At 72.1% G+C, this 23,971-nt stretch carries 20 protein-coding genes; 13 read left to right on the forward strand and 7 right to left on the reverse strand.

What is annotated here, in order from left to right:
- Positions 1-266 precede the first annotated feature (266 nt).
- Positions 267-1,856, forward strand: coding sequence for a phosphoglycerate dehydrogenase (gene serA / locus ACWGH1_RS06660; RefSeq protein WP_453357590.1), 1,590 nt, complete (start codon positions 267-269; stop codon positions 1,854-1,856).
- Positions 1,857-1,934: 78 nt separating this feature from the next.
- Here the strand turns inward: serA and ACWGH1_RS06665 are convergent, their stop codons facing one another.
- Positions 1,935-3,476 (reverse strand): MFS transporter, encoded by a 1,542-nt coding sequence (locus tag ACWGH1_RS06665; protein WP_453408482.1) that lies wholly within the window; start codon positions 3,474-3,476, stop codon positions 1,935-1,937.
- 102 nt (positions 3,477-3,578) lie between these two features.
- Between ACWGH1_RS06665 and ACWGH1_RS06670 the strand changes: the two genes are divergently transcribed.
- Entirely contained in the window at positions 3,579-4,178 is a 600-nt protein-coding gene (locus tag ACWGH1_RS06670; protein WP_453356464.1) for a TetR/AcrR family transcriptional regulator, read from the forward strand.
- 43 nt (positions 4,179-4,221) lie between these two features.
- Complete coding sequence (locus ACWGH1_RS06675) at positions 4,222-5,439, forward strand: GDSL-type esterase/lipase family protein (RefSeq protein WP_453356463.1); 1,218 nt, start codon at positions 4,222-4,224, stop codon at positions 5,437-5,439.
- 129 nt (positions 5,440-5,568) lie between these two features.
- Here the strand turns inward: ACWGH1_RS06675 and ACWGH1_RS06680 are convergent, their stop codons facing one another.
- Positions 5,569-6,795, reverse strand: coding sequence for a PucR family transcriptional regulator (locus tag ACWGH1_RS06680; RefSeq protein ID WP_453408483.1), 1,227 nt, complete (start codon positions 6,793-6,795; stop codon positions 5,569-5,571).
- A 199-nt stretch (positions 6,796-6,994) separates the two neighbouring features.
- Between ACWGH1_RS06680 and ACWGH1_RS06685 the strand changes: the two genes are divergently transcribed.
- Entirely contained in the window at positions 6,995-7,921 is a 927-nt protein-coding gene (locus ACWGH1_RS06685) for a proline dehydrogenase family protein (RefSeq protein ID WP_453357394.1), read from the forward strand.
- A 33-nt stretch (positions 7,922-7,954) separates the two neighbouring features.
- Positions 7,955-9,586, forward strand: coding sequence for an L-glutamate gamma-semialdehyde dehydrogenase (gene pruA, locus ACWGH1_RS06690; protein ID WP_453408484.1), 1,632 nt, complete (start codon positions 7,955-7,957; stop codon positions 9,584-9,586).
- Positions 9,587-9,652: 66 nt separating this feature from the next.
- Here the strand turns inward: pruA and ACWGH1_RS06695 are convergent, their stop codons facing one another.
- The gene (locus ACWGH1_RS06695) at positions 9,653-10,576 is read right to left on the reverse strand and encodes a quinone oxidoreductase family protein (RefSeq protein WP_453356349.1); all 924 of its coding nucleotides are present in this window, start codon (positions 10,574-10,576) and stop codon (positions 9,653-9,655) included.
- Positions 10,577-10,661: 85 nt separating this feature from the next.
- On the opposite strand from ACWGH1_RS06695, the gene ACWGH1_RS06700 reads away from it, so the two are divergent.
- Positions 10,662-11,096, forward strand: coding sequence for a MarR family winged helix-turn-helix transcriptional regulator (locus ACWGH1_RS06700; protein WP_453356348.1), 435 nt, complete (start codon positions 10,662-10,664; stop codon positions 11,094-11,096).
- Positions 11,097-11,112: 16 nt separating this feature from the next.
- On the opposite strand, the gene ACWGH1_RS06705 is transcribed toward ACWGH1_RS06700, so the two are convergent.
- Positions 11,113-11,814 (reverse strand): nitroreductase family protein, encoded by a 702-nt coding sequence (locus ACWGH1_RS06705; protein WP_453356347.1) that lies wholly within the window; start codon positions 11,812-11,814, stop codon positions 11,113-11,115.
- Between the two features lie 433 nt (positions 11,815-12,247).
- On the opposite strand from ACWGH1_RS06705, the gene ACWGH1_RS06710 reads away from it, so the two are divergent.
- Positions 12,248-12,784 carry a GNAT family N-acetyltransferase gene (locus tag ACWGH1_RS06710; protein WP_453408485.1) on the forward strand — a complete coding sequence of 179 codons (537 nt, stop codon included), beginning with the start codon at positions 12,248-12,250 and terminating at the stop codon, positions 12,782-12,784.
- Here ACWGH1_RS06710 and ACWGH1_RS06715 read toward each other — a convergent pair whose 3' ends face one another.
- Together ACWGH1_RS06715 and ACWGH1_RS06720 are read right to left on the reverse strand one after the other, a co-directional pair.
- The gene (locus ACWGH1_RS06715) at positions 12,785-14,812 is read right to left on the reverse strand and encodes a phosphocholine-specific phospholipase C (RefSeq protein ID WP_453408486.1); all 2,028 of its coding nucleotides are present in this window, start codon (positions 14,810-14,812) and stop codon (positions 12,785-12,787) included. It lies immediately after the preceding gene.
- A 119-nt stretch (positions 14,813-14,931) separates the two neighbouring features.
- Complete coding sequence (locus ACWGH1_RS06720) at positions 14,932-15,945, reverse strand: NADP-dependent oxidoreductase (protein WP_453355541.1); 1,014 nt, start codon at positions 15,943-15,945, stop codon at positions 14,932-14,934.
- Positions 15,946-16,046: 101 nt separating this feature from the next.
- Here ACWGH1_RS06720 and ACWGH1_RS06725 point away from each other — a divergent pair, with 101 nt between their 5' ends.
- The 4 genes from ACWGH1_RS06725 (at position 16,047) to ACWGH1_RS06740 (ending at position 19,838) form a co-directional block, all read left to right on the forward strand.
- Positions 16,047-16,925, forward strand: coding sequence for a LysR family transcriptional regulator (locus ACWGH1_RS06725; RefSeq protein WP_453355542.1), 879 nt, complete (start codon positions 16,047-16,049; stop codon positions 16,923-16,925).
- A 272-nt stretch (positions 16,926-17,197) separates the two neighbouring features.
- Complete coding sequence (locus ACWGH1_RS06730; protein WP_453355543.1) at positions 17,198-17,326, forward strand: hypothetical protein; 129 nt, start codon at positions 17,198-17,200, stop codon at positions 17,324-17,326.
- A gap of 139 nt (positions 17,327-17,465) precedes the next feature.
- Positions 17,466-18,506: a 3-isopropylmalate dehydrogenase gene (locus ACWGH1_RS06735; protein ID WP_453355544.1), complete on the forward strand. Its 1,041-nt coding sequence runs from the start codon at positions 17,466-17,468 to the stop codon at positions 18,504-18,506.
- Between the two features lie 231 nt (positions 18,507-18,737).
- On the forward strand, positions 18,738-19,838 hold the full coding sequence (locus tag ACWGH1_RS06740) for a branched-chain amino acid aminotransferase (RefSeq protein ID WP_453357781.1): 1,101 nt from the start codon (positions 18,738-18,740) through the stop codon (positions 19,836-19,838).
- A 73-nt stretch (positions 19,839-19,911) separates the two neighbouring features.
- On the opposite strand, the gene ACWGH1_RS06745 is transcribed toward ACWGH1_RS06740, so the two are convergent.
- Complete coding sequence (locus tag ACWGH1_RS06745) at positions 19,912-21,345, reverse strand: cytosine permease (protein WP_453354568.1); 1,434 nt, start codon at positions 21,343-21,345, stop codon at positions 19,912-19,914.
- A 156-nt stretch (positions 21,346-21,501) separates the two neighbouring features.
- Between ACWGH1_RS06745 and ureA the strand changes: the two genes are divergently transcribed.
- Both ureA and ACWGH1_RS06755 read left to right on the forward strand, forming a co-directional pair.
- Positions 21,502-22,233, forward strand: coding sequence for an urease subunit gamma (ureA, locus tag ACWGH1_RS06750; protein ID WP_453354567.1), 732 nt, complete (start codon positions 21,502-21,504; stop codon positions 22,231-22,233).
- 50 nt (positions 22,234-22,283) lie between these two features.
- Positions 22,284-23,966, forward strand: coding sequence for an urease subunit alpha (locus tag ACWGH1_RS06755; protein WP_453354569.1), 1,683 nt, complete (start codon positions 22,284-22,286; stop codon positions 23,964-23,966).
- The last annotated feature ends 5 nt before the right edge of the window (positions 23,967-23,971 follow it).

Here is a 23,971-nt window from a genome sequence, read left to right on the forward strand (position 1 = left end):
GGCCGGGACCGTGTCCCGGCCCCGCCGCACACCACCGGCCGGTCCGATCCGGCCGGTTCGGCACCCTCCGGAACCGCCGATTGTCCACCCCGGCCAATCACGGACGGGTGATCCTTCCGTACAGGCGGAGTTCCGGCCCGGAACCGCTACTACACTGCTCAACACAACGCGTCAGGCCCACAGTGTCGTGCGTCTTCCACGCGGCTACCCCCTCCACGCCTGCGGCCGTCGGGACGGCCGTCCGCAATGGACTTGTGAGGACCCACGTGAGCTCGAAACCTGTCGTACTCATCGCCGAAGAGCTGTCGCCCGCCACCGTGGACGCGCTCGGCCCGGACTTCGAGATCCGGCACGTCAACGGAGCCGACCGCGCGGAGCTGCTGCCCGCGATCGTCGACGTCGACGCGATCCTGGTCCGCTCGGCCACCAAGGTCGACGCCGAGGCGATCGCCGCCGCCAAGAAGCTCAAGGTCGTCGCCCGCGCCGGTGTCGGCCTCGACAACGTCGACGTCTCCGCCGCCACCAAGGCCGGCGTGATGGTCGTGAACGCCCCGACCTCCAACATCGTCACCGCCGCCGAGCTGGCCTGCGGCCTGCTCGTCGCCACCGCCCGCAACATCCCGCAGGCCAACACCGCCCTCAAGAACGGCGAGTGGAAGCGGAACAAGTACACCGGTGTCGAGCTGAGCGAGAAGATCCTCGGTGTCGTCGGCCTCGGCCGCATCGGCGTCCTGGTCGCCCAGCGCATGTCGGCCTTCGGCATGAAGGTCGTCGCGTACGACCCGTACGTACAGCCCGCGCGCGCCGCCCAGATGGGCGTCAAGATGCTGACGCTGGACGAGCTGCTGGAGGTCGCCGACTTCATCACCGTGCACCTGCCCAAGACCCCCGAGACCCTCGGTCTCATCGGGAAGGAGGCCCTGCACAAGGTGAAGCCGTCCGTCCGGATCGTCAACGCCGCCCGCGGCGGGATCGTCGACGAGGCCGCGCTGTACTCGGCGATCAAGGAAGGCCGGGTCGCCGGCGCCGGCCTCGACGTGTACGCGAAGGAGCCCTGCACGGACTCCCCGCTGTTCGAGCTCGACCAGGTCGTCTGCACCCCGCACCTCGGCGCGTCCACGGACGAGGCCCAGGAGAAGGCGGGCATCGCCGTCGCCAAGTCGGTGCGCCTCGCCCTCGCGGGCGAGCTCGTGCCCGACGCCGTCAACGTCCAGGGCGGGGTCATCGCCGAGGACGTGCGCCCGGGCCTGCCGCTCGCCGAGAAGCTCGGCCGCATCTTCACCGCCCTCGCGGGCGAGGTCGCGGTCCGCCTCGACGTCGAGGTCTGCGGCGAGATCACCCAGCACGACGTGAAGGTGCTGGAGCTCTCCGCGCTCAAGGGTGTGTTCGAGGACGTCGTCGACGAGACGGTGTCCTACGTCAACGCCCCGCTGTTCGCGCAGGAGCGCGGTGTCGAGGTCCGGCTGACCACCAGCTCGGAGTCTCCCGACCACCGCAACGTGGTGACCGTCCGCGGCACGCTCTCCGACGGCCAGGAAGTCTCGGTCTCCGGTACGCTCGCGGGCCCCAAGCACCTCCAGAAGATCGTCGGCATCGGCGAGTACGACGTGGACCTGGCGCTCGCCGACCAGATGGTCGTCCTGCGCTACTCCGACCGCCCGGGCGTCGTCGGCACCGTCGGCCGCATCCTCGGCGAGGCCGGCCTGAACATCGCGGGCATGCAGGTCGCCCGCGCCGAGGTGGGCGGGGAGGCGCTCGGTGTCCTCACGGTCGACGCCGAGGTCCCGGTCAACGTCCTCGCGGACATCGCCTCCGAGATCGGCGCGGTCTCGGCGCGGACGGTCAGCCTCACCTGATCGCCCCGAAGGCTTGAAGCGCGGCGGAAGGGCCCGGGGAATCCCCGGGCCCTTCCGCTCTTTCCGGTGGTACGAGGCTCAGTGCACGAGGGCTCCGGGAGCCTCGGCCGGCTCCGCCGCGACCGGGGCGGGAGCTCCGATGCCCCGCATCGAGACCACCGCGAGCACCGCCGCCGCGAGCAGCAGCGCCGTGCCGCCCCAGGCCGCGTACCGCATCCCGTGCACGAAGGCCTCCCGGGCCAGCGTCAGGACCTGGCCGCCCGCCTCCCCGCCGAGCCGCTGGGCCACCGCGACCGCGCCGCCCAGGGTCTCCCGCACGGCGGGGTCCGCGCCGGCCAGGTCACCGCGGTAGACGGCGGTGCCGAGGCTGCCGAGGAGCGCCATCCCGAGGGCCCCGCCGAATTCCTGGCCCGTCTCCAGCAGGGAGGCGGCGGAACCGGCCTTCTCGGCGGGCGCCGAGCCCAGCGCCATGTCGGAGACGAGGGACATCACCGTCACGATGCCGGAGGCCAGGACGCCCGCCCCGACCAGCAGGAGCCACAGCGAGTCGGTGCCGACCAGCCCCATCAGGGCGAAACCGGCGGCGGCGAGGGCGAACCCGCCGGCGATGACGTAGGCCCGGTCGGTCTTCTGGGCGACGGCCGCACCGACGGGGGCGGCGGCGCCGATGGCCAGCGAGGGGGCGAGGCTCCACAGGGCCGCTTCGAGGGTGCCCATGCCCAGGACGGACTGGAGGTACTGGGTGGTGAAGTAGGCCGAACCCATCATGGCGAAGGCGGCGATGGTGTTCAGGCCGATGCCGGCCCCGAAGCCGCGGCCCTGGAAGAGCGCCCGGCCGATCATGGCGTCCTCCCGGGTGCGCTGGCGGCGGAGGAAGACGTAGCCGAAGACCAGGCCGACGGCCACGCAGCCGAGGTAGAGCGGTTCGAAGCCCTCGGCCGCGATCTCCTTGAGCCCGTAGACCAGCGGCAGGACGGCGGCCATCGACAGCGGGACGCTCAGCAGGTCGAACCGGCCGGGGGCCGGGTCCTTGAACTCCGGGACCAGTACGGGGACCAGGAGCAGCAGGAGCAGCATGGCGGGGACGTTGATCAGGAAGACGGAACCCCACCAGAAGTGGTTCAGCATCAGGCCGCTCATGACGGACCCGAGGGCGATGCCGCCGGTCATGGCGCCGGACCAGATCGCGATGGCCTGGCCGCGCTGCTTGGCGTCCTGGAAGAGGTTGCGGATCAGTGCCAGCGTGGACGGCATCAGCGTCGCGCCGCCGATGCCGAGCAGTACGCGGGCGGCGATGAGCATGTCGGGGCTGGTGGCGTAGGCGGCGCCGACGGAGGCGAGGCCGAAGGCCGTCGCGCCCGTCAGCAGCAGCTTGCGGCGGCCGATCCGGTCGCCCAGCGAACCCATGGTGATGAGCAGTCCGGAGAGGGCGAAGGCGTAGCTGTCGAAGATCCACAGCTGCTGGGTCGCGCTCGGGTCCAGCTGCCGGGTGATGGCGGGGATGGCGAAGTAGAGGACGGAGACGTCCATCGAGACCAGGAGCAGGGGCAGCACGAGCACGGTGAAGGCGATCCATTCACGGCGGCCGGCGAGGCGTGCTGTAGCAGCGGGGTTCGTCATGAGGAGGAATGTACAGACGTCATAAACGGTTGTCTAGTACGGTCGTGTGGAACGCGTGTCAGAGACGCTGGTCTAGGACGGTTGTCTTGTTATGCTGCGGCCATGGGACATCGTGAAGATCTGCTCGTGGGTGCCAAGAAGTGCCTGATGGAGAAGGGTTTCGTGCGGACCACGGCACGCGACATCGTCAACGCCTCGGGCACCAACCTGGCCTCCATCGGCTACCACTACGGCTCCAAGGACGCGCTGCTGACCCAGGCCTACATCGAACTCATCCAGGAGTGGGGCGACACCTGGACGGCCGACCGGGTCGGCGAGGACGGCTCCCTGGAACGGTTCCGCTCGGTGTGGGAGGGCGTCGTGGCGGGGCACGAGCAGACCGGCCGGCTGTGGGCGGCGAGCATGGAGGTCGCGCTGGGCGGCGAACGGCTGCCCCAGCTGCGTCAACTCCTCGCCGCCTCGCAGGGGGAGGGCCGCAAGGGCATGATCGCGCTGATGACCGGCCGGCCCGAGGAGGAACTGACGGACCGGGACGTGCGCACCCTCGGGTCCTTCTACCAGGCCCTCCTGAACGGCCTGATGATCCAGTGGCTCTTCGACCCCGAATCGGCGGCCACCGCCGAGGAGTTCACCGAGGGCATGCGCATGGCGGCCGAGGGCATCTTCCGGGCGTCGGGAGGGCAGCCGAAGGGCGACGCCTAGGGCGGGTCCGGGCGGTCCGGGGAAAACCGTGCGGCACGCGATCATGCCGTGTGCCTATCGTCGCTGGTCACCCCACAAGGAGGCCAACGTGACGGACTGGACCACCACCCCTGTCGGACCCCACATCCTGCGCGGCGCGCTCGAACTGGAGCGCACCGCGCACGGCCTGCTCCCGCACCGGCTGCCCGGCCGGGCGCGACGGCAGTGCCCCGACCCCTACCTCGCGATGGTCGAGTCCCAGCCGTCCGGCGTCCGGCTCGCGTTCCGCACCCGCGCCACCGCCGTCGAACTGGACGTGCTGCCCACGAAGGTGGTCTACCGGGGCGCCCCGACACCGCCGGACGGTCTGTACGAGCTGGTCGTCGACGGCCTGGTGACCGCGCGGGCCGTGGCCGCCGGCGGCAACGTGCACACCGTCGACATGGCGGGCGGGTCTGCGGTGACCGAGCCAGGGCCGGTCGCCACCGTCCGGTTCACCGGCCTGTCCGCAGGGGAGAAGGAGGTCGAGATCTGGCTGCCCCAGGCGGAGATCACCGAGCTGGTGGCGCTGCGCACCGACGCCCCCGTCACGGCGGCGGCCGACCACGGCCGCCGGGTGTGGCTGCACCACGGCAGTTCGATCAGCCACGGTTCGCGGGACTCCGGCCCGACGGGGACGTGGCCGGCCGTCGCCGCCCGCGCGGGGGGCGTGGAGCTGGTCAACCTCGGTTTCGGCGGCAACGCCCTGCTCGACCCGTTCACGGCCCGGGCCATGCGGGACACCCCCGCCGACCTGATCAGCGTCAAGATCGGCATCAACCTGGTCAACACCGACCTGATGCGGCTGCGCGCCTTCGGACCGGCGGTCCACGGCTTCCTGGACACCCTCCGCGACGGGCATCCGGACACGCCGCTGCTGGTCGTCTCGCCGATCCTGTGCCCGATCCAGGAGGACACCCCCGGGCCCCTCGCCCCGGAGTTCGAGGGCGGGACCCTGCGCTTCCGGGCGACGGGCGACCCCGCGGAGCGGGCCGCCGGGCGGCTGACGCTCAACGTGATCCGGGACGAGCTGGCCCGGATCACCGGGGAACGCGGGGCCGAGGACCCCCACCTGCACTACCTGGACGGCCGCGCGCTGTACGGGGAACCGGACCTGGACGGACTGCCGCTGCCAGACGGGCTGCACCCCGACGCCGCCGGCCACCGCCGGATCGGGGAGAGGTTCGCGGAGCGGGCCTTCGGGGCGGGCGGGCCGTTCGCGGCGAAGGACGCGCAGGCCTGAGGTCACGGCCCGTCAGCGCCGGTCAGGGCACGGCCCGGCGGCGCGGATGCGGGGTCACGGCCCGTCAGCGCGGGCCTGAGGGCACGGCCCGTGAAGCACCCGGCGGCCGGACCCCGGCGGCGTGCCCCGTCAGGTCAGGCGGGCCGTCTTGAGGGCCATGTGGAGCAGCAGCCGGTCCTCGCCCTCGTCCAGGTCGAGCCCGGTCAGCTGCTCCACCCGGCCCAGCCGGTAGTAGAGGGTCTGGCGGTGGATCCCGAGGGCCGCCGCCGCCCGGCCCGCCTGGCCCGCGCAGTCCAGGAACACCTCGGCGGTACGGGCGAGTTCCCGGTGCGCCGGGCCGAGCAGGGTCCGGGTCGCCGGGTCGGCCACGGGGGCCGTCGCCAGTGCGGCCAGCATCCGGTACGGGCCGATCGCCGACCACCGGGCCACCGCTCCGAGCCGGGGCTGGGCGGTCGCCGCCCGGGCCGCCGCCCAGGCCTGCGACCAGGCGTCCGCGAGCCCGGCCGGCCCGCGCCGCGGCTCCGCGATCCCGGCCGTGACGGCCCCGGCCGCCGCCGCGGGACCGGCCGACGCGGGACCGGCGTGCGGCCCCGGCTGCCGGGCCGCCGCCGCGGCGGCGTCCCGGGGCAGGAGCCGGGCCGCCACCGTCTCGGCCGGGGTCAGGATGTCCGCCGAGCGGAGCCTGACCAGCAGCGCCAGGCCCTGCGCGGGCCCGCCGCCCGGCCCCGGGCCGGGTGTCACGCACACCGCCGCCGCGCCCGGCACCGAACCCGGCGCCTCTCCGGCCCACGGGGTCAGGCAGACCACGGCGTGCAGGCCGTCCCCGTCCGGGCCCAGGGCGGAGCGCAGCGCGGCCTCCGCCATGTCCCGCTCCCAGCCTCGCCCGGCGGTGAGCGCCGTACGGAACTCCCGCGACAGGTCCGCCCCCGCCCTGGCCTCCTGCGCGAGCAGTACCCCGATCCGCTCGGCGACCTCCATGGCGGAGGCCAGCGCCCGCGGGCCGGGTCCCGCGCCGGACCCGGGTTCCGGATCGAGGAGCCACACGTAGCCCTGCACGACGCCCCGGTAGCGCACCGGGAGGCAGATCCGGCCCCGGAACACCCCGGCGTCCGGCGCGGCGGGGATCCATACCGGTCCGGTGGCGCGGGCGATGCCGAAGGCCTCGAACCAGGCGCGGACGGCCGCCGTCGACTGCCGGGTGAGGATCGACCGGGTCCGTACCGGGTCCATGGCGAGGTCGTCCTCGCTGTCGTGCGCGCCGAAGGCGATGAGGCGGAAGTCCCGGTTCTCCAGCGTCGCCGGGGCGCCGAGCAGCGCCGAGATCTCGTCCACCAGGTCCTGGTAATCGCCCTTCACCCGGACATTCTCCCACTTCCGGAACCGGCTCTCAGACATATGTATGAGATAGCTGCCACGGATGCGTGACAGCTGTCGATAGCAGAGGATCGTGGAGATCCTTAGGTTTCACGGTGGTTTTACTTGCGTTTTTCTTACGTCCTCCGCCCATCCGGCGACGGATCGTATGTCCGCTTCTGCCACCCGTTGGAGGTGCCCCGTGCTGGGTCCCGCGATCCTCGCCGCGTCGCGCAGCGACAAGATGCGCCGAATCGTTTCTGCCGCCCCCGTGACCAAGCCCGTGGTGAACCGGTTCATCCCCGGTGAGACGGTCGACCAGGTCATCCCGATCGTCGAGGACCTCACGCGCAAGGGCCTCGAGGTCACCCTCGACGTGGTCGGCGAGGACATCACCACCGTGGAGCAGTCCCACGCCGCGCGGGACGCCTACCTGGAGCTGATCGAGCGGCTCGGCGCCCTGGGCCTGGGCGAGAAGGCCGAGATGTCGGTCAAGCTCTCCATGTTCGGCCAGGCGCTGGAGGGCGGCCACGAGCTGGCGCTCGCCAACGTCCGCCCCGTCGTCGAGGCCGCCGCCGCCATCGGCACCACGGTCACCCTGGACGCCGAGGACCACACCACCCTCGACTCGATGTTCGCCATCCACGAGGAGCTGCGCCGGGACTTCCCGCAGACCGGCTGCGTGATCCAGGCGTACCTGTTCCGCACCGAGGCCGACGCCCGCCGGCTGGCCGCCGCCGGGAGCCGCGTGCGGATCGTGAAGGGCGCCTACAAGGAGCCCGCCGAGGTCGCGTACCAGGACAAGGCCGAGACCGACAAGGCGTACGTCCGGATCATGAAGACCCTGATGGAGGGCGACGGGTACCCGATGATCGGGTCCCACGACCCGCGGCTGATCGCCATCGCACAGGAGCTCGCGCGGGCGGCGGGGCGCAAACTGGACGAGTACGAATTCCAGATGCTGTACGGCATCCGCGGCGAAGAGCACCTGCGGCTGGCCGCCGAGGGCCACCGGATGCGTGTCTACACCGCCTACGGGACGGACTGGTACGGCTACTTCATGCGCCGCCTGGCGGAGAAGCCGGCCAACCTCCTCTTCTTCCTCCGCTCGATGATCACCAAGAACTAGGTCCAGAAACTAGCTCAAGGAGTTACCAGCCCCATGGATGCTGTGACCCAGGTCCCCGCGCCGGTCAACGAGCCGGTCCACTCGTACGCCCCCGGCAGCCCGGAGCGCGCACGTCTCGAAATCCAGCTCAAGCAGCTGTCCGAGAACCCGGTCGACCTCCCGATGACGATCAACGGCGTCAAGCGGATGGGCGGCGGCGAGCGCTTCGACGTCGTGCAGCCGCACGACCACAAGTCGGTGCTCGGCACCTACGCCAACGCCACCGAGGCCGACGCCCAGGAGGCCGTCGACGCCGCCCTGGCCGCCGCCCCGGCCTGGCGCGCGATGTCCTTCGACGACCGCGCCGCGATCATCCTGCGCGCCGCGGACCTGCTGGCCGGCCCCTGGCGCGAGAAGCTGGCCGCGTCCACCATGCTCGGCCAGTCGAAGACCGCCCAGCAGGCCGAGATCGACACCCCCTGCGAGCTCGTCGACTTCTGGCGCTTCAACGTCCACTTCGCCCGCCAGATCCTGGCGGAGCAGCCGGCCGCGAACAGCGCCGGGGTGTGGAACCGCAGCGACCACCGCCCGCTCGAGGGCTTCGTCTACGCGATCACCCCGTTCAACTTCACGGCCATCGCCGGCAACCTGCCGACCGCCCCGGCCCTGATGGGCAACGTCGTCGTGTGGAAGCCGTCCCCGACGCAGACGCACTCCGCGGTGCTGCTGATGGAGCTCCTGGAGGCGGCCGGACTGCCCAAGGGCGTCATCAACCTGGTGACGGGCGACGGCATCGCCGTCTCCCAGGTGGCCCTGAACCACCCCGAGCTGGCGGGCATCCACTTCACCGGCTCGACCAAGACCTTCCAGTACCTGTGGAAGACGGTCGGCAACAACATCGAGAAGTACCGGTCCTACCCGCGCCTGGTCGGCGAGACCGGCGGCAAGGACTTCGTCGTCGCGCACCCGTCCGCGGACCGCGGCATCCTCAAGACGGCCCTGACCCGCGGCTCGTTCGAGTTCCAGGGCCAGAAGTGCTCGGCCTCCTCCCGCGCCTACGTCCCGGCGTCGATCTGGAACGACGGCTTCAAGGAGGCCTTCGCGGCCGAGGTCGACGGCATCGCCATGGGTGACGTCCGCGACCTGACGAACTTCATCGGCGCCGTCATCGACGAGCGCTCGTTCGCCAAGAACAAGGCCGCCATCGACCGGGCCAAGGCCGACCCGACCTGCACGATCGTCGCGGGCGGCACGTACGACGACTCGGAGGGCTACTTCGTCCGCCCGACCGTCATCGAGTGCACGGACCCGGAGAACGAGGTCTTCACGACCGAGTACTTCGGCCCGATCCTCGCGATCCACGTCTACGAGGACGAGCAGTTCGACGCGATGCTGGAGCAGATGGAGTCGGTGTCGGCGTACGCCCTGACCGGCGCCGTCATCGCCCAGGACCGCTACGCGGTGGCCGACGCGATGGACAAGCTCCGCTTCGCGGCGGGCAACTTCTACATCAACGACAAGTCGACCGGCGCCGTCGTCGGCCAGCAGCCCTTCGGCGGCGGCCGCGCCTCGGGTACGAACGACAAGGCGGGCGCGGCGTCGAACCTGCTGCGCTGGACCTCGACCCGCTCCATCAAGGAGACGCTGGTCCCGCCCACCGACTACACGTACCCCCACATGGGCTGACCGCCCCCCGCTGAACCCCGCCCCCGTTCCGGTACCCCCGAGCCCGGAGCGGGGGCGGTCTCCATTTCACGGCACCAGCACCACCTTGCCGAGATTGCGGCGCTGCTCGATCACGGCGTGCGCGCGGGCCGCCTCGGCCAGCGGGAACTCCTCGTGGACGCGGGCGCGCAGAGTGCCCGAGTCCCGCATCTCCCACACCTCGCGCAGCCAGCGGGCGTACAGCGCGGGCCGGCCGAGGGCGATGGTCCGCATCTGGAAGCCGATCACCGACGCGCCGCGCACCAGGAGCTCGTACGCCTCCACCGTCCCGCCCCCGGAGCCGAAGGCCACCAGGCGGCCGCCGGGCGCGAGGGCGCGTACGGCGGGGGTGAGCAGGTCGCCCCCGACGCCGTCGAGGACGATGTCGTAGGGGTCACCCCAGGTGCCGTCCCCGTACAGGACGACGTCGTCGGCACCGAGGGCGCGGACGAACTCCGCCTTGGCGGGGTCGCTGACGGCGGCCACCAGGCGGCCGGCGCCACCGGCCTTGGCGTACTGGAGCGCGAGGGTGCCGACGGCGCTGGCCGCCGCCGTCACCAGGACCGACTCGCCGGGCTCCGGCCGCGCGGCCTCGTACGCGCCGCGCGCCACCAGGCCGCTGCGCACGAGGGCGACCGCCTCGACGGCGCTCGCACCGTCGGGGACGCGGGAGGCCATGGCGGTGGCCACGACGGCGAACTCGGCGTAGGCCTCGGCGAAGCAGAGCCCGGTGACGCGGTCGCCGACGGCGAAGCCGGTCACGTCGGCGCCGAGGGCCGTCACGGTGCCGGCGACCTCTCCGCCCAGCGGCATCGGCTCGCGGTTCTCGCGCACCTTGCGGACGGTGGGCAGGGTGACGCCGATCGCCTCGACGCGGACGAGCAGTTCGCCGGCCGCCGGGCGGGGAGGCTGCGCCTCTTCGACGAAGAGCACGTCGGGGCCGCCGTTGACCTCGTACCGGACACGTCGCAAGGGACCCCCTCGATCCATTCATTGGGTTTCCCAACGATAACCCATGTCGTGGGTACTCCCAACGGTTTTCGGATAGGCTGGACCCATGGCCTCAGCGCTCGCCCGCATCCAGACCCTGCCGAGCTGGCTCGTCGGCCGGGTGGCGGCCCGCGGCCGCGCGCTGGTCGCCGACGCGCTCGCCGCGGAGGGGCTCAAGCCCGCGCACCACGCGGTGCTCGCGGCGACCGACGAGTACGGCCCCCTCGCCCAGGCCGACCTGGGCCGGCGGCTGGCCGTCGACCCCAAGGACCTGGTCGGCCTGCTGAACCACCTCCAGGACGCCGGCCTCGTCCTGCGCACCCCGGACCCCGCCGACCGCCGCAAGAACGCCATCAGCCTCACCCCGGCCGGCGCTGACACCCTGGCCCGCTGCGGAGCCCTCGCGCAGGCGGCGAACGCGGAGTTCCTGGCCCCGCTGGAGCCGGCGGAGCGGCGCACGCTGATGGCCCTCCTCGGCCGCATCCACGACGCCGCTCCCTAGGACTCCGGGCGGGCGGTCAGATCTCGACCAGGACCTGGTCCAGGGACTTGCGGACCAGGTCCGGGACCTCGCAGTCCTCCGCGGGGTAGCCGACCGGGATGACGGCGAACGCCTTCTCGTTCTCCGGGCGGTCCAGGACGTGGGCCAGGAAGCGCATCGGGCTCGGTGTGTGGACGAGCGCCGCCAGGCCGCTGAGGTGAAGGGCGGACAACAGCATGCCGACCGCGATGCCCACCGACTCGTCGACGTAGTAGTGCTTGCGCTTGATGCCGTTCGGTCCGAGCCAGTAGCGCTGCTGGAAGACCACGATCAGGGCGGGCGCGTCGGTCAGGTGGGTCTTGACGGCGTCCGTGCCGATCGGGCGCAGCGCGGCCAGCCACTCGTCGCCGAGGCGGCCGTCGTAGGAGATCTGCTCCTCCTGCTCCGCAGCGGCGCGGATCTGCTGCCGGATGCCTGGGTCCCTGACCAGGACGAACGTCCACGGCTGCTGGTGCGCGCCGGAGGGGGCGGTGGCCGCACAGGCGATGGCGTCCCGGACGGCCTGGTCGGGCACCGGGTCGGTGGAGAAGTGGCGGACGGTCCGCCGCTCGTCCATCCGCGCCCGCAACTCCGCTGCGCGCGCGAGGGATTCCCGGCCGGGCATGCGCGCCGGGCGGTAGGCGACGGGCCGGTAGGGCCGGCCGTGGGTGGGGGTCCAGTGCTGGGTCTCAGGCGACATGCGCAGATCTTCACGCGGTGGACCCGTGGCCGCCAGGGTCCGGACACCACCGCCCTGTCCGATGTGTGCCGGACGGGACAGGTATGGGCATGGCGGGCGCCGGTCGATTCCCCTGCTGGGGGGGTTGTTCCGACGGACGCTCCCTGAGGGGCCTGGGACTGCCCGTGGCGGGCGCCGCCGTTCGCCGCCGCCCCCGCCACACGGCTGGACCACTGGCCGCGCCCGGTCCGCGTCCCCGGTGTCGACCTGCGCCGGAGCGGTGGAGCGCGCGGTGGACCACGCCCGCCGCCCGGCCGGCGCCGGGCCGCGCGGACGGCGCTCGGCGGGTGCGGCGCCGGGGAGCGCCGATCGCACGGCGGGCCGTCCGGGTTCCGCGGCCGCCGCGCGTTTCCGGCCTTTCCCGGCGCCCCCGGCGCCTTGGTAGCGTCGCCGGATGACCGTACGCGTCGTGCACACTGCCGAACTGACCGGCACGGAACTGCGCGAGCTCCGTGCCTTCCTCGACGCCGCCTTCGAAGGGCAGTTCGCGGACGAGGACTTCGAGCACGCCCTGGGCGGGCTGCACGTACTGGTCCGCGAGGACGGCGTGCTCCTCGCGCACGGGAGCGTCGTGCAGCGCCGGGTGGTGCACCGCGGCCGGGCGCTGCGCACCGGCTACGTCGAGGCCGTGGCGGTACGGGCGGACTCGCGCCGGCGCGGGCTCGCCGGGCGGGTCATGGCCGAGCTGGAGCGGCTGATCGGCCGGGCCTACGTCCTCGGGGCCCTCTCCGCGTCGCAGGCCGGGGCGGCCCTCTACGCGGGCCGGGGCTGGCGCCCGCACCCGGGACCGGTCGGCGTCCTGGGTCCCGCCGGACCCGAGCGGCTCACCGAGGAGGAGGGCTCCACCTACGTGTGGACGCCGCCCGGCGGGGTCCGGCTCGACCCCGCCGGGCGGCTCGACTTCGACTGGCGCGACGGGGACGTGCTCTGACTACGAGCCCGAGATGCTCGGCGCGCCCGTCTCGATGTGGCCGGTGTAGCGGCGCGACCAGGTGCCGTCGCAGTCCGCCAGGACCGTGAAGTCGTACCAGCCGTTGCTGTGGGCGACCGCGTTGAAGTAGTCCTCGCCGGCGGAGTTCGCCGGGACGGTGTACGTCCACGGGCCGTCCGCGCGGTAGGCGTTCGAGCGGATGGTGAAGGTGACCGGCGCGGCCGAGGCGTTGGTCATCTTGAGGTAGAGCGCGGTCTTGCCCGTGCCCGGCTCCACCGCGTAGCGGGCCGCGACCTCGACCGCCTTCCCCGCCTTCGACGCGTCGCCGATGAAGCGCCGCAGGAAGCGGTTGGGGCCGTACATCGAGATGTCGTACTTGCCGGAGCCGCTGCCCAGCCCGATGTTGAAGTAGTCCGTCGCGGTGGAGCCGGCGTCGACCGTGTACTGCCAGGCCGCCGTGTCGCGGTACTGGTGCGGGTGGATCGAGAAGTGCGCGGCCTGCTTCGCCTGCGCGCCCTGGTTGGTCATCGAGAACCAGGCCAGGATCTTGCCCGCCGCCCCGAACTCGAAGCGGTCGAGGTTGCCGTTCACCTGGTAGGGCAGGGCCCGCGCCGGACGGGTCCCGGCTTCCTGCGCCGGGAGGGCGTTGTCCTGCGGCGCCGGGTTGGGCAGCGGGCCGCAGGTCGACTGGCCGATGACCTTGGCCGTCGAGGGGAGCCCGGCGGGGACTCCGTAGACGGGGTGGGCGAAGTCGAAGACGCCGGTCAGGTCGCCCGTCACCTTGCGGCGCCACGCGCTGATGTTGGGACAGCCGGCCGGGGTGCCCAGGGCCGAGGTCCAGGTCTCCATGAAGCGCAGGACGGACGTGTGGTCGAAGACCTCGGAGCTGACCCAGCCGCCCCGGGTCCACGGGGACATCACGATCATCGGGACCCGGAAGCCGAGGCCGATCGGGGTGCCGTCGATGTACTCGCCGGGCGTGCCGGGCGGGGCGACCGGCGGCGCGACGTGGTCGAAGAACCCGTCGTTCTCGTCGTAGTTGAGGAAGAGGACCGTGGAGTCGAAGACCTCCGGGTTCGCGGCGAGCGCGCGGTAGACCAGGTCGACGAAGTGCGCGCCGTCGCCGGGCGGCGCGTAGGGGTGTTCCGAGAAGGCCTCGCTGGCCACGACCCAGGACACCTGGGGGAGGGTGCCGGCGACCGCGTCGGCGCGGATCGCCGCCGCGATGTCGTCCGGGGTGGAGCCGGTGGCCTTGGGGGAGCCCATGCCGCGGTCCCACAGCGGGTTGCCCGGGGCCGCGTCCGTGAACTTCTTGAAGTAGGCCAGGCCGTTGTCGCCGTAGTTGTCCTGGGCGTTCTGGTAGACCTTCCAGCTCATCCCGGCCCGCTGGAGGGCCTCGGCGTACGTCTCCCAGGTCAGCCCGGACTCGTCGCCGCCGTCCTTGCTGCCCGCGTCGACCTTGCCGCTCCACAGGAACGTGCGGTTGGGGCCGGTCGCGCTGAGGGTGGAACAGAAGTAGGCGTCGCAGACCGTGTAGTTGTCGGCGAGCCCGTAGTGGAACGGGATGTCGCCCCGGTCGAGGTGGCCGAGGGTGCGGGTGTTGCCGACGCCGGTGACCCAGTTGTCCATCCGGCCCTTGTTCCAGGCGGCGTGCTGCGAGGTCCAGCTGTGCGGGAGGTCGCCGTTGCACTGGGCGAGGGTCTCGCTGTCCACGCCGCCGGCGGCCGGGGTGGCGCTCAGTTTCCAGGGGTACTGGCGCCCGCCCCAGTTGGGCTGGTTGAAGGTGCTCCAGCCGCCCGGCAGGTTGCCGGCCGCGCGGTCGCCGAAGCCGCGGACGCCCTTCAGCCTGCCGAAGTAGTGGTCGAAGCTGCGGTTCTCCTGCATGAGGACGACCACGTGCTTCACATCGGTGATCGTGCCCGTCGCGGCGGCCGCGGCCGCCGTCGTCGGTGTGACCGCGGGCAGGGCGGCTCCCGCCATCAGCCCGGCGCCGATACCCACGAAACCTCTGCGGCTGATCGGTGTCACTGGCTACTCGCCTCCAACTCGGGTGCCCCGCCGGCACATCGTCCGAAAGAGTGGCGGGCGCCGGGTCAAAGGTCCACATCCGTGCGGTAAGTAGTCGGTGAACTTCCGGGTGGCCGGAATCAGCTGTCGGTCCGAACGAGCATCTTGCCCAGGTTTTCCCCCCGGAGCATGCCCAGGAAGGCCTCCACCGTGTGATCGAACCCCTGCACAACGGTGGTATCGGTACCTATCCGGCCACTGCGCAGGTGCGGGACCACGAACTGCTCCAGTTCGTCCTGGAGATTGGTGTGATGGCGAACCAATACCCCTTCGAGCCGCAGTGACTTGTGGACGACCTCGAAGAGGTTGCGCGGAGCGGCGGGGGAGCGGTCGCCGTTGTACATCGAGATCGCGCCCACCCAGGCGATCCGCCCGAACTCGCGCAGCACGTCGATCGCCCCCGCCAGGTGGTCCCCGCCCACGTTGTCCACGTACACGTCGATACCGCCCGGCGCGGCCTGTGCCAGCTGCTCGCCGACCGGCCCCTCGTGGTAGTCGAAGGCGGCGTCGAAGCCCAGCTCGCCGGTCAGGTGGGCGACCTTGGCCGCCGAGCCCGCGCTGCCGATGATCCGGCGGGCGCCCAGCAGGCGGGCGATGTGCCCGGTCGCCGTACCGACCCCGCCCGCGGCGGCGGAGACGAAGAGGTCCTCGCCTTCCCGCAGCCCCGCCGTCCGGGTGAGGGCGGCGTACGCGGTCAGGCCGGTGCCACCGAGGATGGACAGGTAGGCCTCAAGGGGGACGCCCTCGTGGTTGCGCAGCCGGCGGGTGCCGTCCACGCCCAGGGTGACCAGCGCGTGGGTGCGCCAGCCCTGCCGGTGGAAGACGAGGTCGCCTTCGGCCAGCCCGGGGTCCCGGGAGGCGATCACCCGGCCGACCGCGCGCCCCTCCAGGGGGGTGTGCAGGTCGAAGCCGCCCTCGCCGCCGTCCATCAGCCCGCGGTGGTAGGGGTCGACGGAGAGCAGGAGGTTGTGGACCAGGGCGGTCCCGGGGGCGGGGTCGGGGACCGGGGTGCGCACGTAGGCGAAGTCGGTGGCTTCGGGGAAGCCGGAGGGGCGGGCGGTCTGGTGGACGGCGTAGCCGGTCTGCGTGGTCATGGCAGTGACCGTAGGAAGGAATCCCGGGCCAGGGCAGGGGGTTGGGCTCATGGAAGCCGCACACCCATGAATCCCGCTCATAGAACGAGGTGAGAGCCCGCATGACCGAGCTCGCTCCGCAGGAACTGCGCATCCTGGTGGCCGTCGCCGAGACCGGCGGCTTCTCCGCCGCGGGCGCCGCGCTCGGCATCGGCCAGTCGGCCGTCTCGCACTCGGTGCGCGGCAGCGAGGCCAAGGTCGGCGCGGTGCTCTTCGAGCGCGGGCGCGCCGGGTCCGTCCCCACCCCGGCGGGCGAGCGGGCCGTCGCCCTCGCCAGGCGCATCCTGCGGCTGTACGAGGTCCTGGGGGCCGAGGCCCGGGGAGCCGGCCGGGCCCCGGGCGGGGCGGTGGCGGGCGTGCTGCGCATAGCGGCGTTCCGCAGCGCGGCCCTGCACCTGCTGCCGCCGGCCCTGGAGCGCCTCACCGCCCGCCACCCGGGGCTGCGCCCCGAGGTGCGGGTCGTGCGCGAGCTCGGCCCCGGTACCGCGGGGGAGGTGCTGGCCGGCCGGGCCGACCTGGGCATCGCCACCCTCGGCGGCTCGGCGGGGCTGCCCTCCGGCCTGCTGAGCGGGGTCATCGCCGAGGAGGCGTACGCACTGGTCCACCCGGTGGGACACCCGGACCCCAGGGCGCTGCCGCTGCTGGACTGGGACGAGAACTGCGGCTCCTGCACGCGGGCCTGGTGGGAGGCGCAGGACTGGATCCCGCGGGCCACCGTCAAGGCGGAGGACGACGGCATGGTGCTGACCATGGTCGGCCGGGGGCTGGGGATGGCGATCCTGCCCGAGCTGTCCTTGCGCGAGGCGGGCGGGACCGTCGAGGTCACTGACCTGGGTCCGGGGAGGCCGGTGAGGCAGGTGGGATACGTCACCACACCGGAATCTGCATCCACCCTCGCCGTACGGGCTCTGATCAGGGAACTCCGCTCGGACAACGGCTGAAAGAGGAACCGGTCCGGGGCCACGTGGGCACCCCGTTCGAGTCATTCCCGTCTCAGATACTAGGAAGTCCGAGTAATTGCGGAGACAGACAGCGGCACCTGCCCTAGCTTTGTAGGAGCCGAACGTCTCGCCGATCCGGCGAATGGCGGTCGAGAGCGCGCGCCCTTTGGCAGGCAACCCCTGCGGCGCACCGCTCCCCGCCTCTTCCGGCGCCTTGAAGGAACCCCTCATCCGTGGCCCCGCCACGCCGTGATCTCAAGGAGTCGATCACCATGACCCGTACCAGCACCGTCCGCCGCGTCCGCCACTCCTCCACCGCCGACGCCGACCGCAAGAACGCCGCCGCCGCCCTCCAGCGGGCGCTGGACCGCCGTGACAACGGCGGCTCGACCGGCCACTGAGCCGCAGCGCGGCCCGCTCGTCACCCGCCCCCGGTCCCAGCCCCCGCCCGGGCCGCACCCCGGACCACCTCCCGTTTTCCCGCGTCCACATGGTGGACGGAAGATGTCTGAGGGCTGGGACAGGGAGTACGGTTCCGACATGTCGACCAGCATCAATCTCGCAGTGATCCCCGGTGATGGCATCGGCCAGGAAGTCGTGGCTCAGGGCCTCAAGGTCCTTACCGCGGTCCTGCCCCAGGATGTGAAGCTGGAGACCAAGGAATACGACCTCGGCGCCCAGCGCTGGCACCGCACCGGTGAGACCCTCCCGGAAGCGGAGCTCGACGCCCTCAAGCACCACGACGCGATCCTGCTGGGCGCCATCGGCGACCCCTCGGTCCCCTCGGGGGTCCTGGAGCGCGGTCTGCTGCTGAAGCTCCGCTTCGCCTTCGACCACTTCATCAACCTGCGCCCCTCGAAGCTCTTTCCCAACACGGCCACCCCCCTGGCCGGCCGTCCGGAGATCGACTTCGTCGTCGTGCGCGAGGGCACCGAGGGCCCGTACACCGGCAACGGCGGCAGCCTGCGCACGGGGACGCCCGCCGAGGTGGCCACCGAGGTCAGCATCAACACCGCGTACGGTGTGGAGCGCGTCGTCCGCGACGCGTACGAGCGGGCCAACGCCCGCCCGCGCAAGAAGCTGACGCTGGTCCACAAGAACAACGTCCTCGTGTACGCGGGGCACATGTGGAAGAACATCTTCGACAGGGTCGGCCGGGAGTACCCCGAGGTCACCACCGACTACCTGCACGTCGACGCCGCGACGATCTTCTTCGTCACGCAGCCCGAGCGCTTCGACGTCATCGTCACGGACAACCTCTTCGGTGACATCCTCACCGACCTGGCCGCGGCCGTCACCGGCGGCATCGGCCTGGCCGCCTCCGGGAACATCAACCCGACCGGCGCCTTCCCGTCCATGTTTGAGCCCGTCCACGGCTCGGCCCCGGACATCGCCGGCACCGGCAAGGCCGACCCGACCGCGACGATCCTCTCCGTCGCCCTCCTGCTGCGCCATCTGGGCTACGAGGCCCAGGCCGTCCGCATCGAGGAAGCGGTCTCCGCCGACCTGGCCGAGCGCGACGGAACCTTCCGCTCCACCGACGCGATCGGCAACGCCCTCGCCGCGCGCGTAGCCGGCTGACCCGGCAGAGCTCCACACCCAGGAAGCCGCCGGGTCGCGATCACCGCACCCGGCGGCTTCTCCTGCGCGGCCCCGGGTGCCACCATCTCCCCTGGGCCGCATCACCCCGTTTCTCCGCGGACACCGCGCGCGCGATAATCGAACGCGAGGCCGCGGAATACGGGGAAGCTCGGACGTCCTAGTACGCGTGAGCGCGGTCCGCCATACACAAACGGTGAAGGACAAGCACTCATGACGACGCCCACCATCGAGCTGAAGCCCTCCTCGAACCCCCTGTCCGACGCGGAGCGCGAGGCGATCCTGGCCAGCCCCGGTTTCGGCCGCCACTTCACCGATCACATGGTGACGATCAAGTGGACCGAGGGCCGCGGCTGGCACGACGCCGAGCTGGTCCCGTACGCGCCGCTGTCGATCGACCCGGCGAACATGACCCTGCACTACGCGCAGACCATCTTCGAGGGCCTCAAGGCCTACAAGCAGCCCGATGGCACGGTCGCCACGTTCCGCCCCGAGGCCAACGCCGAGCGTTTCCAGGCCTCCGCGCGCCGCATGGCGATGCCGGAACTCCCCGCCGACCTGTTCATCGCCGCCTGCGATGCCCTCATCGCGCAGGACCGCGCCTGGGTGCCGGACTCGGGCGAGGCCTCGCTGTACCTGCGTCCGTTCATGTTCGCGTCCGAGGTCGGCCTGGGTGTCCGCCCGGCCAACGAGTTCCTGTTCATGGTCATCGCCTCCCCGGCCGGCGCGTACTTCCCCGGCGGCGTCAAGCCCGTCTCGGTCTGGCTCTCGGAGGAGTACGTCCGCGCCGTCAAGGGCGGTACGGGCGCGGCCAAGACCGGCGGCAACTACGCGGCCTCCCTCGTGGCCCAGGCCCAGGCCGCCTCGCACGGCTGCGACCAGGTGGTGTGGCTCGACGCCGTCGAGCACCGCTGGATCGAGGAAATGGGCGGCATGAACCTGTACTTCGTGTACGGCGAGGAGGACGGCACCCAGCGCATCGTCACCCCCGAGCTCACCGGCTCGCTCCTGCCGGGCATCACCCGCGACTCCCTCCTCACCATCGCCCGCGACCTCGGCTACACCGCCGAGGAGGGCCGGATCAGCACGGAGGACTGGAAGCGCGACAACGAGAACGGGACCCTGACCGAGGTGTTCGCCTGCGGCACCGCCGCCGTCATCACTCCGGTCGGCTCGGTCAAGTCGGAGCGCGCCAACTGGACGCAGGGCACCGGCGAGCCGGGCGAGGTGACCATGAAGCTCCGCAAGGCGCTGCTGGACCTCCAGACCGGCCACGCCGCCGACACCCACGGCTGGATGCACCCGCTCGGCTAGGCCCGTCCGGGTACGCGCGAAGGCCCGCCCCTTCTTCGGGGCGGGCCTTTCGTGTGCGGGACGCGGGGGAGCCTTACGCCGCCACGGGCTCCTCGGCGGCGTTTTCGGCGGCCGGGGCGGGGGCCGTGCGGCCGGTCAGGGCGGTCAGGGCCGTGTAGGCCAGGCCGCCGGCCAGGCCGGAGAGTACGAAGGAGCAGTCCACCCCGCCGGTCAGGGCCAGCAGCGGGCCCTCGTAGAACGGGGTGGTCACGGCGAGCAGGCCGACGCCCGCGCCGATCGCCCAGGCGGCGGTGGCCTGGACGTTCCAGCCCGCGCGGTACCAGTAGATCCCGCCCACCGAGCGGCGGTTGAAGACCTGGAGCGCATCGGCGTCGTACTGTCCGCGGCAGCGGACGTAGCCGATGAGGGTGATGACGGCCCACGGGGTGCCGATCGCGGTCAGCAGCAGGACGAACGAGGTCATCGCGGACTGGACGTCCCACTCGAACGAGCCGAAGAAGACGAACGCGGTGGCGACGGCGGCGGCGATCACGGTGGCCTTGGTGCGGGTGGCCTTCGGGACGATCGCGTCCAGGTCGAGGCCCATGGAGTAGAGCATCAGCCCGGCGTTGCCCACCGAACCGGCCGCGGCCGCCGCGAGCAGCGGGACCAGGTACCAGAAGGGCGCGGCCTCGACGAGCGGCCCGGCGTAGTCGGCACCGGCCTTGGCGGCGAGCGCGGTGTACGTACCGAACAGCTGCGGGATCAGGAGGCCGATCGCCAGCCCCAGACAGGTGCCCCAGAAGACCTTGCGGGAGCTGTGCCGGGTCGGGGAGATGTAGCGGGTGTAGTCGCCGAGCAGCGTGATGAACGCGACGGGACCGCTCAGGCCGGCCGCGACGGCCGCCAGCAGCCAGGTCGGCCAGAACGAGCCGAGCAGGTAGGCGGTCTCCGGCGGCGCGGCGGTGGTGAAGTCCGGCGCGTAGGCGTAGATGCCGATGGCCAGCAGGATCACCATGCCGATGGAGAGCACCTTGCTCATGCGCAGCAGGAGCCGGTAGCCGAAGACGGCTCCCACGACGGTGAAGGCGGCCAGTACGCCGTACATCACCGCGTGGGTGGCGCCGGTGTCCGGGAGCCCCACGAGCCGCGCCAGGGTGCCGACCATCACGTCGCCGCCGATCCACAGGGTCAGGGCGGTGTAGCCGAGCGCGAGGAGCAGGCCCACGACGGAGCCGACGAGCCGTCCCCGGACGCCGAACTGGGCGCCGCTGGAGGTCGACAGGTTGGTGGCCGTCCGCAGGGAGACCAGCGCCAGTGGCGCGGTGAAGACGATGCCGACGAGCGTGCCGGTCACGATGGCCGTCAGCGAGGGCCACAGGCCCAGTCCGAAGGACGGGGGCAGCCAGCCGAACACGATCACGCCGAGGCAGAGATTGGAGCCGAGCAGGATCGATATCAGGTCACGGGGACCGCTCGTCCGCTCCTCCTCGGGGATCGTGTCGACTCCGCGCTGTTCGATGGGCATGGGGGAGCTCCCTTGGCAGGGCGGGGGGTGGGTGCGCTTCGTTTGAGCGACATTCAATGTGACCTAAGCCAAGGTCCCAGGTCAATGCTTCATTGCAGAGAAGTGAAGAGTTAGAGTGATGCTCTAACCCATCGAACCAAAAGGTGGTGGATCGGCGTGCGGCTGACCCCTACGGAGCGCGACCGGCTGCTGCTGCGCGGCGCCGCGGAACTGGCCAGGGCCCGGCGGGCCCGGGGCCTCAAGCTCAACGTCCCGGAGGCCACCGCGCTCATCGCGGACACGGTCTGTGAGGCGGCCCGCGACGGCAAGCGGCTGGCCGAGGCCATCGAGGAGGCCCGCAGCGTGCTGGGCCCCGACGACGTGCTGCCCGGCGTGTCCGACGTGGTCACCGAGGTGCACGTCGAGGCCGTCTTCGACGACGGGTCCCGCCTCGCGGTGGTCTCCTCGCCGATCCGGGGCGCCGCGGGCCTGGGCGACGACGCGCCCGGCGCGGTGGTGCCCGGCCCGGGCGCGCCGCAGCCGGAGCCGGTCCTGCACCTGCGGGTGCGCAACACGGCCTCGGTGCCGGTGAGCGTCACCTCCCACTTCCACTTCTTCGAGGCGAACCCGCGCCTGGACTTCGACCGCGCCGCGGCCTACGGGATGCGGCTGTGCGTGCTCGCCGGCTCCTCCGTACGGTTCGACCCGCACGGCGAGGCCGAGGTCGGGCTGGTCCCGATCGGCGGCGCGCGGGTGGCCATCGGCTTCGCCGGGCTGGTCGACGGGCCGCTGGACGCCCCCGGCGCCAAGGAGGAGGCCCTGCGCCGTGCGGCCGCGTGCGGCTATCTGGGCACCGGCGACCCCATCGACGGGACCACGGACGAGGCCACGGACGGAGACCAGGCGTGAGCAGGCAGACCAAACACAGCGACCACTGCGCGCCGGGCGCGAGCCGGCACATCGACCCGCACGAGTACGCCTCCGTCTTCGGCCCCCGGGCCGGCGACCGGGTCCGGCTCGGCGACTCGGGCCTGACGGTCCGCGTCGAGCACGACGCGCAGCAGCCGGGCGACGAGTTCCTGGCCGGCTTCGGCAAGACCGCCCGAGACGGGCTGCACCTCAAGGCCGCCGCCGTCCGCGAGACCTGTGACGTAGTGATCAGCAACGTTCTGGTCATCGATGCCGTCCTCGGCATCCGCAAGGTCTCCATCGGCATCCGCGAGGGCCGCATCCACGCGATCGGCCGGGCCGGCAACCCCGACACCCTCGACGGCGTGGACGTCGTCGTCGGCACCGGTACCTCGATCGTCTCCGGCGAGGGCCTCATCGCCACCGCCGGAGCCGTGGACACCCACGTGCACCTGCTCTCCCCGCGCATCATGGAGGCCTCGCTCGCCGCCGGTGTCACCACCGTCATCGGCCAGGAGTTCGGCCCGGTCTGGGGCGTGGGCGTCAACTCCCCGTGGGCCCTGAAGCACGCCTTCAACGCCTTCGACGCCTGGCCCGTGAACATCGGCTTCCTCGCCCGCGGCTCCTCCTCGGACGCCGCCCCGCTGGTGGAGGCGCTGGCCGAGGGTGGTGCGAGCGGGTTCAAGGTCCACGAGGACATGGGCGCGCACACCCGCGCGCTGGACACCGCGCTGCGGGTGGCCGAGGAGCACGACGTGCAGGTCGCCCTGCACAGCGACGGCCTCAACGAGTGCCTCTCCGTCGAGGACACCCTGCGCGTACTGGACGGCCGCACCATCCACGCCTTCCACATCGAGGGCTGCGGCGGCGGACACGTCCCCAACGTGCTCAAGATGGCGGGCGTACCGAACGTCATCGGCTCCTCCACCAACCCCACCCTGCCCTTCGGCCGGGACGCGGTCGCCGAGCACTACGGCATGATCGTCTCGGTCCACGACCTCAAGCCGGACCTCCCGGGCGACGCGGCCATGGCCCGCGACCGGATCCGCGCCGGGACGATGGGCGCCGAAGACGTCCTGCACGACCTGGGCGCGATCGGCATCACCTCCTCCGACGCCCAGGGGATGGGCCGCGCCGGCGAGACCATCCGGCGCACCTTCGCCATGGCCGCCAAGATGAAGGGCGAGCTGGGCCCGCTGGCCGGCGACGGCGAGGGCGACGACAACGCCCGCGTCCTGCGCTACATGGCCAAGCTCACCATCAACCCCGCCATCGCCCACGGCCTGGCCCACGAGATCGGTTCCATCGAGGTCGGCAAGCTCGCCGACATCGTGCTGTGGCGCCCGCAGTTCTTCGGCGCCAAGCCCCAGCTCGTCCTGAAGTCCGGCTTCCCGGCGTACGGGGTCACCGGTGACCCCAACGCCGCCACCGACACCTGCGAACCGCTGGTTTTGGGGCCGCAGTTCGGCGCCTACGGGGCCACCGCCGCCGACATCTCCGTCGCGTTCGTCTCCGCCGCGGCCGCCGCCCTCGGCTCCGACCAGATGCCCACGCGCAGGCGCCGGGTGGCCGTCCGCGGCACCCGCGGCATCGGCCCCGCGGACCTCCTCCTCAACTCCCGGGTGGGCGCGGTCGACGTGGACGCGCAGAGCGGTCTCGTCACCCTCGACGGTGACCCGCTGCGCTCCGAAGCGGCCGATTCGGTCTCCCTCAACCGCCTGTACTTCCTGTAACAGAC

The organism is Streptomyces sp. NPDC054883 (genome assembly GCF_053610645.1).